Here is an 11,337-nt window from a genome sequence, read left to right on the forward strand (position 1 = left end):
CTTTTCTTCAATCATTTTTTATAAGTATAAAAATTCAAACACAAAGAATGTGTAAGGGACTATTAAGAATGTATATATTACTAAATATATATAAAGCAAGATATGAATAAAGCAATTAAGAGAGATAGTTTAGACGTCATAGCAATGTTTCACTCAATTGGTAAAAATGAAAAGATAACAATTAAGAAGCACGGTCTTGAAACCAAAGTTGGTTATCATTGATTTCGTTCTGGTCAAGCAATAGATTACATTGCTCGTGCAGATGCTGTATTGGTTCAACCTAACAACTTTAACCAAGACAAGCTCAATCACATTTTCCTTAAAAGCGGAAAGGAAGAAATTGAATTTATGAATACCTTTTTAAAGAAATATTCCAAAGACGAAAAACTTACTGGTATTTATGAATTCACAAAAGACGCTAATGATGTGAGCATTGAAGAAGCTAAACGAACATTACAAGGTTTAGACGATAAACAAAGAATATACAGTATGGTATTCTCACCTAAATCTTCTCTTGTAATTGAGAACAGATTATTTAGCAAAAAAGAGTGAGTGCGTATTTTACAAAAAGAGATAAAAACACTCTGTGCTAAAAATGGACTTGACCAAAACAAGATTAAAGGTTATATGGGAATTCACGTCAATACTAAAACACCACACGCTCATTTAATCTTTTTTGAGACTGAACCAGCATTTTCAAAAAAGAATAGCAAAGAAAAAGTTTGGTTTAATAGAAACTATTTTCCATACAAAACAATTTTTGAATTTAAAGAAAACACACAAAGAGAAATTGACCATAAGCTTTATAAAGAATATCAAACAATCCTTGTTAAAAGTAAAGGTTCATTATATGACTTTAAAAGAAACTTTAAGCAGAATGTTAATAAACTTAATTTAAACTTGGAACATTTAAAGCTTCAAAGTGAAATTGAAAAGGTTGCTCTTTACTGTTATAGCAACAAAATCAAAACCTTTAATCGTATTACTGACGACGATGTTAAAAAGAGCATTGTGAAGATACATAATGCTATTAAGAAAGATCATTCTTCATATCGTGATTTTGATTGAAGATATGAACAATTTTTAAATTCAATTTCAAATATTCAAGCTTACGATAAAAGAGCTTTGAAAGAGCTTGGTGATATCTTTGAAAAGGAAACAAAAGATAAGCAAACTAAACTTTATAACTTTGTTATTCAAACTTGCTTAAATCTTGATAGGAAATACAAAATGGAAAAATCACCTTACCAAAGATATCTTAGCAACTTTTATACAGAAAATAGAATTGATTGGACAAAAGAATTAGATTTACCAAAACTGAAAGATTTAAATAGCTTTCTTCAATACAAGAAAGTTGAGATAGTTGAGAAGCTTGAAATTTCATTTAAGAGTGAAATTGACGATTTTGTTCAACATAATCAAATTGACCTTGAAGATTTAAAAAGCTTTAAAGTTTCGTGAGCTAAATTAAAAAACAAAATCAAAACTGAAAAATGTTCATTAAATCAAATTGTTAAAACAAATGAAATGAATGAAATATTAAGCTACCTTTCAAAATACAACACTGAATTTCAAATTTTTGAAACCAAATATGACGAAATGCTAAATGCTTTTAATGAAAAGATTTCTAAATTAACTGATTATAAAGCTAAATCAAATGGTTATCAAATTCAAAGCGAGTTTGTTGAAGATATACAAAAAGCAAAAGCTCTTGTTGTTTTATCTAAAATGAACTCGAAAGGGGGTAAATATAGCTCAACAAATGAATACAATATGAATTTCTTATGAAAAGAAAAATATAAACAAACCAAAGCTATTCGAGAATTCTATAAACAATTCGATATTGATATGGAAGATGTAATTGATTATGTTATCGAAAACTCTTGATAAGATTTTTGATTTTAAAAATGATTTTAAGAAAGCATTAATCAAAACAATCTTAATTTTCTTTATTAGCTTACCAGTTTTATATTTTATGTTCTTTACATTGTTAAACATTAATAAACTGATTATTCAAAAAGAACCATTTTTTACTGCTTTCAAAACCTTTTTAGTAAGCAAGTGAAAACTATCATTAACTTTTGTTGCTTTATATCTTTTAGGTTATTCAATGCTTATCTTTGTTGCGAATATTGGCGACTTTGAAAAGAAATATACCAAAGATAAAAATGAGAATGATGTTTTCCTTTGAAACTCACGAACAGGAAAAGGGAATTGAAAAAGAGTTCAAGAAAAGTTTATTAAACCAAAACCGAAAGCAAACTGAGTTTTAGGTTATTACGAAAACAAAAAGAAAGAAAAAGTTTGATTGGTGAATAATCAAGACACTCACGCAAAAATCATTGGTGGAACTGGAAGCGGTAAAAGTCAATTTTTAGTTTTACCTAACATTACTTATAACGCTTCATTACCATTTGAAGAAAAACCTTGTATGTTCATTACTGACCCTAAAAAGGAACTATATGAAACAATGAGTAATTTCTTTAATGATAATGGTTATGAAATTAAGTTAATTGACTTAATTGATAGCACTGGTGAGACTTGAAACCCGCTCGTTTATTCTTTTGAGATTTTAAATAGCAAAACATTTGAAAGTGTTTTACCAAGCGACTATGAAAAAGCTATCTCTTCAATTAATGAAATTGTTGAAGATTTAGGGTGACCAGACGGGAAAAGTGATATTTGATTAAGAGCAAGTAAAAACATTCTAACTGCTATTTACATTTATTTACTTTTAAAAACTCAAAATAACCCTTTATTTAAGGAACTTGGAATTCAAAGATTAAATGTTAAAGACTTTCATATTTTAAAAGCTGCTGATTATCTTAACCCGAAGACTTTCAAAAATGGAGCTTGAAGAACAGAGATTGAAAAAATGTCTCACAATAACATTTATTGGGAAAGACTTTATAACATCTTCGCTACTTTACCAGACCAAGCACAAAACACACTTGAAGGTTTTTTAAGTAATGCGCAAGATGTGATTAATGGTTATTCAAGAAACTATAAGCTTGCTGAAATTATCTCTTCTTGTTCATTAAGTCTTCAAAATCTTTTTGATAACATCAGCGAAAAACCATTTGTGATTTTTATTTGTTATCCTGACGAAGAAGAAAGTGTTAATAAATTTAACTCTTTATTTGTAAAGCAACTTTACAACTACGCTACCAAAGAAGCAAATAAAAGTCCAAACAAACATTTAGCACGTAAATTTCAATTCTACCTTGAAGAGTTTGCTAATTTAGTAAGAATTGATAACTTTGATAAAGCAATCAGTATTGCGCGTTCAAGGTGAATATTCTTTCTTATTATCATTCAATCATATGCTCAACTCAAAAAATATGATACAGGTAAAGGAGAAAGCACAACAATTATTGATAACACTGCGCTTACATACTTTATTTCAAGCTCGTCAGTTGAAACTATGGAAAGCGTTATTAAATCAATTGGTAAAAAGGAAATCATTAATCGTTCATATCAAGAAAAAGATAAAAATGGCGGTTTCTCTTCTTCAATACAAGAAAAATCAATTTTAGATATCAACAATCTTAAAGAAAAACCAAAAGAAGATGTTTTAATTGATATTCCAAATGAGAAACCTTTTATTTGAACTATGATACCTTTTTACAAAGGTTTTACTGAAATTATGAATGACCAAAGAAGCTTTGAATATCAAGTGAGCGAAAGTTTGAAAAAAATTCACAAAGACAAAGAGAAATTGATTATTCAAGAAAGAAAGAAAACTAAAAAGCTTGTAAAAAATGAAAACTATCTAACAGATATTGAAGAAGCAATTATGTCGAATGAATTTTCAAACTCACAAGAATATAAAGAGCTTTTTGGAATTCATAATTTAAATTTATTTGAAAACGCTAATATCTATAAAAATCTTTCAAATGAAATCAATTTAAAAATTATCGAAAAGACAATCAAAGATTTCAAGAGAAAAAGAAAGAGTAAAAATGATGTTAAGTAAATTTAATGAACTATTAGACGAAAAATTAAAAAGTCTTAACGAAAAAGAAAATTCAGCTCAAATTATGTGAAGAGTTGAAAAGCTACCAGAAACATACGAAGATTTTGAAACATATTTTGAGAAGCTAATTAACATTTCACCTAATAGTCAAACCATTTTAAATAACTTAAATAGTGAATTAAATTTAACCTTTCCCAAACTTTGTGAAAGAACTATTCATTTTAGCACCAAAAACTTTTTAAACAGTTTATTTAATCAAATTAATGTTCCTGTTATTTTTGTTAAAGAAAATAGCGAAACAGCAAAAACCAAAAGAGAATATTTTTGCTATGAAATACCAAATTTATTCGAAGATTATAAATCTGTTTTAAAACAAAACATCTTAAAGCAAAAAGAAGCAATATCTAATCTTAATAACAAATTCAGTTTCCTTACCTTTTTTAGAAACTCAATTCAAAAATTAGGTGATAAACAATTTTTGCTTGCTGCTGCTAATCTTGGTGATAAAAAGAGAGAACAAATCTTGATCGAAATTGATAAAACTAAATTTTGTCTCATAAACAATATTAATGAAACGTTGAAATTTAACTATGAAAGAGTGTTTAAAAACATCTTTTATGAATGAGTAAGAAACTTATTTAGCGAACTTGAAATCGAAATTGATAATGTTAAAAAGCTAACTTTATTTTTGAGCTGGTGAGTAATCAATAAATACCTTAATTCTTACCTTTATCATTCAATGAATAAGCAAAACGAAATCAAGCTCACAAAAGCAATGACTAATTTTAATAATTTAGACATTAATTTAAAAGTGAAAGTAATAACAAGAATTAATTTTATATTTCTTTCACTAATTAAATTTAATGAAAAACAATTTATTAATTCATTAATACAAGAAAACAAAGAAAAACCGTTAGAAGAATTTAAAGAACGTCAAAAACAACAGAAAAGTAGAGATATCAAGAACGTAAGAATAAGTCTTATAGAAGATATCAAGAATATTAAATAATTAAAGGAGTAATTTATGACTTACGAAAGAAAAAATCAAAACAAACAATTCCAAAATGAAATGTATGGAACATTTACATCTAATGTTGAGAAATATACATCTCAAAAAGACCCTAACCAAATTTACTACATCTTAACTCTTAAAATTCAAAAGGGAGAACAAGTTAAATACTACCCTTTTTGATATTTCCAACCAAAAGATTATCAAAAAGTCACTGGTCAATCAATGGACGCAACAATTCAATCATTAATTCATAATTTTTGCGCAGTTTCTTTTGAACAAGAACCAAGTTCAAGCGGAACAGTAATTAATGTTATTAAGAAAGTTTCTGCTTGAATGCTTAATGAAAATACAAATAAAAAAGAATATGTTCCTGTAATTGATAATTATGCTTATTATCAAGCAGCTAAACAATCTCAAATTCAAGCAAAAAGAGAAGATTTCTTATCAAATACAACTACTGAACCACAAAAACAAAACAAAGAAACAAAAGTAAAAGAACTTACAGAAGAAGATTACGTGATTAATTTTCCAAATATAGAACCACAAGATTTTAAAAGAACTTTTGTTTTAGAAGAAGATGTTAATCGCGGGTTAAAACCTAATAGTCCAGATATTTCTAATGAAATAGAAAAAGATTTTTCATTTGAAAAATAATAACAATTAAAAAACTTAAACTTACCACAAACAAGCAAAGGAGCATTTTATGGAAGATAAATTATTAAAACTTAATCAATTACAACAAGACTTTATGGTTCTTTCGAATGAGATTTATTTTTTAAATAATTTAATTAAACTCAAACAGCAACAACTGAATTTAATTAAAAACTCCACACTTATTTCGAAAGACACAAAAGATAGTTTGGAAAATATAATTAAAGATTACTTTCAAAAAATTGAACAAATCTCTCAAAATTCAAAAAGTGCGTCAAAAGAACTATCAAAGCAAATTGTAAAATTAACCAAATAATTAAAAACAATGAAAAAGCTAGTTATATGGGGTCTTTTTGACGATGCGAACAGATGTTATTATCATAGTTTAAAAGATAAATATGAAATTTATAGCATTGGAATAAACAAAAAAAATGAAGAGAATTATCACCAACTTAATTTATCTATTTTAAATGACGATTTATTTAATGAACTTGATAAATTACCAAAACCAGACATCATTTTAGCTTCACCACCTTGTAATAGTTGAAGCAAAGCAGACACAAACACAATGTTTGTTGAAAAAATTGATGTTAGTGGTGATAAAGCAAATATTCAGTTAAAGACTTTTGAATTTTATGATAAACACAACATAGCAGCACCAAAAACCAAAATTAGAAACCCCGTTTCAAAAGCAAAGTTATTTTTAAATGGTTTTAGCACAGCACTTTCCACGATTGAAATTATTAAGCATTATAAACCAAAATATTTTGCTATTGAAAACCCTTACCAAAGTAATATTTGAAAAATATTGGAGATTTTCAATTTTAGTCAAAAACATATTCTTAATCGCACAATGTATAGTCATTATGACGAAGAATTTACAAATAAACCAACTATCTTTTTATCAAACATTAATTTGAATTTGAAATGAGACAAACCTGAAAAGAACGGAAAAAATCTCAATAGATTTTCAAGAAAAGATAGAAGCAATATACCTAAAAGTCTTATCCAAGAAATAATTATGAAATTTGAAAATGATAGCAAATTAAATTAACTATTTAAAAAAACTTAAACTTACCACAGGAGAAAACAATGAAATTCGAAAAAGAACAAGCATTAAATTTACTTCAAAAATGAGAGAAAGAAAATAAAGCAGAAACTTTAAAATCAAGGACTTTTTACAATTCTTTTATACCTGATTTAGATAGTGTTGCTTTTAATGAAGCAATCAATGAGTATTTTGACAATTTAGAAACGTTAATAAAAGAAAATAAAATCAATTCAACAGATGAAATTTTTGAAGAAGTCGATAATGAACTTACAACCATAGCAAACAATAATGCTAATTTTTATAGACGTAGTTGAGACGACGATGCTTTTGACAAAGTGGATTATATATTGCGAAACTATAACTATGTCATTGAAGAAGACAACATAACAAGTGCATGAGAGATACTTGGTATAGCAGATAATTATATTCTTACTGATTTTTTAAGTGAATTCAGTAATGAATGTAAAAGTGAATTTGAAAAAGAACTCGAATTAGAAAACAATAACCAAATGACTATTTAACTTAAACTTACCACAGGAGAATATATGAATTTTAATAAAGAAAAAGCATTAGATTTATTAAATAAGTGAGACGAACAAAACAAAATTAATCAAATAACAGAAAAAGTTATTAAGGTAAATGACGAACTTATTAGTTTAAACAGCGTCTCGCTTATTGATGTTGCTTACGAATATCTTGAACATATTCAATATATGGTGAAAGAAAAAGAAGCTAATTCATTAGAAGAGTTATTTGATTTAGTGTGAGATAACACATCAATTCTTACTGAGTGTAACATCAATATTTACAACCACGATTTACAAGAAGAAGCATTTGAAAAATTAAATTATATTTTTGAAAATCATAATGAGTATTTTCAAAATGAAATTAAAAAAGATGTATATGCTGTGCTTCGAGCAGCAGAATATTACATAATGGACGATTTCTTATATGAGTTTCATAACGAATTTCAAAATCAATTTGAAAAAGAGTATGAATTAGAAAACGATAAAGAAATGACCTTATAACCTAAACTTACCACAGGAGAAAATATGAATTTTGATAAAGAAAATATTTTAAAATTGATAGAAAATTTTGATTTTGATGTAAAGGACATTAATATTTATGAAATAGATTTAAGAACCAGCGAAACATTAAAAAATTCAGTTAATTTATTAGAAGCAATTCAAGATTTTCACAGTCAAATTGAAAATGCATCTTTTAAACAAATAAGTAATTTAAAAGATTTAGATCAGTTCTTAACAAATGATATTATTCACGAAGTTGCACAGTGAAATATCAATATTTATGATTTTGAGTTAGGAAACAATGCGTTTTTCAAACTTGAATATTTAGAAGAAAATAATTATTTTGACGATGCGCTTGAAATGGTTAATAATGATAAACAATTCCAAGAGCAAAAAACAATTGGTTTATTAAAAATTGCTGAATTTGAAATTCTTAAAGAGTGTTTATATAGCTATAAAGATAAAATGCTGAAACATTTATTTGAAAATATCACACAAAATCAATTTGAAAAAGAGTATGAATTAGAAAACAATAAAGAAATGACTTTATAACCTAAACTTACCACAGGAGAAAATATGAATTTTGATAAAGAAAAAATCTTAAATTGATTTAAAAATCAAGACAAAGATAGTTTAGTTGAGCAGATATATGAAAAGGTGATGTTGTATGAAGATTGACCTTATATAAATGATGTTTTTTATGATTGTCCTTTATATGATTACATCGATGCTTTTGAAAAAACTATTCAAAAAGAAAATTTCAATTCGTTAGGTGAGTGTATTTACTATATTGAATGTGAAAAGCTACCAAGCATAGCGGAAACACACATAAACACAAAAGAAAATCAATTAGCAGAAAAAACAACAGAGAAAATCAAATTTTTAATTGATAAAGACCCTTGATATTTTGAATACATTAAAGAAAAAACAAGTATTTATGATGTTTTAAAAGCTGCTGAAAAAACCTTGATTAATTATTTTTTATATCACTCTAACAACACATTTGAAAATATTTTAGAAAATGAACTTGAATTAGAAGAAGACAATGAAATGACATTGTAATCTAAACTTACCACAGGAGAATATATGAATTTTGATAAAGAATGAGATTTTAAAGCGTGAGATTTAATAAAAAAATGAAGCAATGAATATAAAATTTATCAATTAGCAAAAAAAATTTCAACCAAAAATAATAAATTTGATTGATTAAATTTAAATAATCTAGACTTTACAGGGTGTAGAGATTACGAAATTGATTTAGTTGGTGAAGATTATTTTGAAAGATTTAGTGAAAAAGTCGAATATGATAAAGCAAATTCTTTAAATGATTTATTCGAACAAATGGAAAAACAAATACCATATATCGCTTATGATAATGCTAATATTTATGACGAAGATTTAGAATTTCAATCATTTGAAAAAATGAAATATTTAATTGATAATCATTTGGAATATTTTGAAACGTTTGAACCAGAAAAAACATCAACTCATAATGTTTTAAGAGCAGCAGAGCAATACATTATTGAAGATTTCTTATATGAGTTTCATAATGAATTTAAAAAAGAATTCACAAAGGAACTTGAAAAAGAATTAAGTCTTGAAGAAGAAAAAGATTTAGGTATTGAAATGTAAAGTAGGAAAAATGATTTTAAATAAAAAAGAATTCAAAGAATTAATTGATAAATTCAAAGAAACAAATACCATAAATAAGCTGACTAATCAAATTCTTAATAACAATAAAGAAATTGCTGTTTTTGAAAGTCTTTCATTTATAAATGTAGCAAATGAATATCTTGGTAGAGCAATAGAAAACTTGAAAGATAAACAAGTTTATACCTTTGAAGAAATTATGTTTCTAGCAAATCAAAATCTCAAAGAAATAGCAGAAAATAATGTTAATAGATATGAAGACGATTTAAGAAATGAACTTTCTAAAAAGTTTGAATATTTCATTGAAAATGAAAATGATTATTTCAATACCTTTGGGTGAAAGAATAAAAACAACATAAATATTAATGATATGCTCACAAAAGCAGAAACATTTGTTCTTTACAAATTTTTAATTAATTTTCATTCAAAGCTCGAAACAAAATTAAAGAAAGAGCTTGATAAAGAAAGTTATAACGAAATGACTTTCTAAACTTAAACTTACCACAGGAGATGTAAAAATGGAAAACAATAAAAAGAAAAACCGAAAAAAATTAATTCTTGCTTCGCTATTAGGAATAGCTGTTACGGGTGCTATTATAACTCCGCCAGTTATTACTAAATATTATTATCAAAGTAAGCAAATTGAAAGTGATAACAAGTATTTTGAGCTTAATAATAAAGCAGTTAATTTAGAAAATGCTATTTATAAACTTGAAGAAAAGCAAACAAAAAAGGAAGAAGAAATCGCTTCTTTAAGAAATGAATTAGAAGCAGAAAAAAGCAAACTTAATAAAGCAAGAGCTAAATTGCGTATTTTAGTTGGAAGCGAAGACGAGAATTTTGACTTTGGAGCTAATGGTGAAAACGCATTAAACGGTTCGCTTGTGAAAGAATTAAGAAGAGATATTGCCGAAAAAGAAGAAACTATTCGCCTATTAGAAATAGATTTGGAAGAGTTAAAAGATGCTTATAGTGAATTAGAAAGAGAAATAGAAGAAAAAGAAAGCAAAGTTGCTTCAATTATTAAAATAAATATAGATAAAAACATTGCTATCGCTTCTTTATTAGAATACCGGAAAGCAATCAAGGAATTTGCTCTTTTAACAAACTCTATGAAATAGAAAAATAGTGCTTTTGTTGATAATTTATTTCCTACTTTCACAAAGGTAATGGGAATATATGAAAGTAATTCAAGTTTATATGTAGAACATCAAAACGATATAATAAAAGACATTTTGTGAATATCTCTTGACAGCGAACAATACATAAGACTTTTAAATGGTGAAACAATTGAGCGAGAAAAAGATTATTGAAGTAGCGGCGATTATTTTGTTGATATTGATTTTTTTTCAACAATTTCTTTACCTTATGCTTATGATAATTTTGATGGTGTTGTACCTAAATACAACATCTCTTATAATGAAATTTTGAATTTAAGTGACGAAGAATATATAGAATTTTTCTTTAATAATGAAAACTTAATTGACGAAAACTATAATGAACAAATTAAGCTTCTTAATTACATAAAAGATAAAGTAAATTTAAATATAAAGTTACTTAATGATAGTTTAAAACTAGTTTTAGAAATATACAAAAAAAGAAATGAAGCATATGTTAAATATCTTTACTTGCTAATGAATTCATTATCATTTCTTACAGGTGCTTGATATCAAAATCCACCTATAATGAGAGAAGATATGGACGACGAAGCATATGAAAACCAAATTTCTGCTATCGAAAATGGGCCTTTATATAAACTTAAAAATCAAATTGCTAACTTGGAAGAAAGATTTAATAAAGCGAAAGAAAAAATTAATGAATTAACCGGAAGCGAAGACGAGAATTTTGAAGCAGGTGAAAATGGTGAAAATGCTAAACCTGGTTCATTAATTTATAGATTAAGAAACAAAAATCAAGACAACTAGTTAATTTAAAAAAATATTGATAACTTAAACTTACCACAGGAGAT

Annotated in this window: 14 protein-coding genes; all 14 read left to right on the top strand. The window is 26.0% G+C overall.

What is annotated here, in order from left to right; translation table 4 throughout:
• Positions 1-102: 102 nt before the first annotated feature.
• Genes EXC46_RS01655 through EXC46_RS01720 form a run of 14 tightly spaced genes read left to right on the top strand, consistent with a single transcriptional unit; the run spans position 103 to position 11,293 of the window.
• The gene (locus EXC46_RS01655) at positions 103-1,890 is read left to right on the top strand and encodes a hypothetical protein (RefSeq protein WP_129622121.1); all 1,788 of its coding nucleotides are present in this window, start codon (positions 103-105) and stop codon (positions 1,888-1,890) included.
• Complete coding sequence (locus tag EXC46_RS01660; RefSeq protein ID WP_129622122.1) at positions 1,868-3,976, top strand: type IV secretory system conjugative DNA transfer family protein; 2,109 nt, start codon at positions 1,868-1,870, stop codon at positions 3,974-3,976. The genes EXC46_RS01655 and EXC46_RS01660 overlap by 23 nt, the downstream gene beginning before the upstream one ends.
• A complete protein-coding gene (locus EXC46_RS01665; RefSeq protein ID WP_129622123.1) occupies positions 3,963-4,985 on the top strand; it encodes a hypothetical protein in 1,023 nt (340 codons plus the stop codon). Before EXC46_RS01660 ends, EXC46_RS01665 begins: the two co-directional genes overlap by 14 nt.
• A 15-nt stretch (positions 4,986-5,000) precedes the next feature.
• On the top strand, positions 5,001-5,642 hold the full coding sequence (locus tag EXC46_RS01670) for a hypothetical protein (protein WP_129622124.1): 642 nt from the start codon (positions 5,001-5,003) through the stop codon (positions 5,640-5,642).
• Between the two features lie 49 nt (positions 5,643-5,691).
• Entirely contained in the window at positions 5,692-5,955 is a 264-nt protein-coding gene (locus tag EXC46_RS01675; RefSeq protein ID WP_129622125.1) for a hypothetical protein, read from the top strand.
• A 9-nt stretch (positions 5,956-5,964) separates the two neighbouring features.
• Positions 5,965-6,693, top strand: coding sequence for a class I SAM-dependent methyltransferase (locus EXC46_RS01680; RefSeq protein ID WP_129622126.1), 729 nt, complete (start codon positions 5,965-5,967; stop codon positions 6,691-6,693).
• 38 nt (positions 6,694-6,731) lie between these two features.
• The gene (locus EXC46_RS01685) at positions 6,732-7,211 is read left to right on the top strand and encodes a PIN domain-containing protein (RefSeq protein ID WP_027333922.1); all 480 of its coding nucleotides are present in this window, start codon (positions 6,732-6,734) and stop codon (positions 7,209-7,211) included.
• A gap of 24 nt (positions 7,212-7,235) precedes the next feature.
• Positions 7,236-7,718, top strand: coding sequence for a hypothetical protein (locus EXC46_RS01690; protein ID WP_027333921.1), 483 nt, complete (start codon positions 7,236-7,238; stop codon positions 7,716-7,718).
• Between the two features lie 24 nt (positions 7,719-7,742).
• Positions 7,743-8,270: a hypothetical protein gene (locus EXC46_RS01695; protein ID WP_129622127.1), complete on the top strand. Its 528-nt coding sequence runs from the start codon at positions 7,743-7,745 to the stop codon at positions 8,268-8,270.
• A 24-nt stretch (positions 8,271-8,294) separates the two neighbouring features.
• Positions 8,295-8,780 (top strand): hypothetical protein, encoded by a 486-nt coding sequence (locus tag EXC46_RS01700; protein WP_129622128.1) that lies wholly within the window; start codon positions 8,295-8,297, stop codon positions 8,778-8,780.
• A 24-nt stretch (positions 8,781-8,804) separates the two neighbouring features.
• Positions 8,805-9,350, top strand: a complete 546-nt coding sequence (locus tag EXC46_RS01705; protein ID WP_129622129.1) for a hypothetical protein — start codon at positions 8,805-8,807, stop codon at positions 9,348-9,350.
• Between the two features lie 10 nt (positions 9,351-9,360).
• Complete coding sequence (locus EXC46_RS01710) at positions 9,361-9,858, top strand: hypothetical protein (RefSeq protein ID WP_129622130.1); 498 nt, start codon at positions 9,361-9,363, stop codon at positions 9,856-9,858.
• 28 nt (positions 9,859-9,886) lie between these two features.
• Positions 9,887-10,489, top strand: a complete 603-nt coding sequence (locus EXC46_RS01715) for a hypothetical protein (protein ID WP_129622131.1) — start codon at positions 9,887-9,889, stop codon at positions 10,487-10,489.
• 48 nt (positions 10,490-10,537) lie between these two features.
• Entirely contained in the window at positions 10,538-11,293 is a 756-nt protein-coding gene (locus EXC46_RS01720) for a hypothetical protein (protein WP_129622132.1), read from the top strand.
• Positions 11,294-11,337 lie beyond the last annotated feature (44 nt).

Source organism: Mycoplasmopsis glycophila, assembly GCF_900660605.1.
Lineage (GTDB): Bacteria > Bacillota_I > Bacilli_A > Mycoplasmatales > Metamycoplasmataceae > Mycoplasmopsis > Mycoplasmopsis glycophila.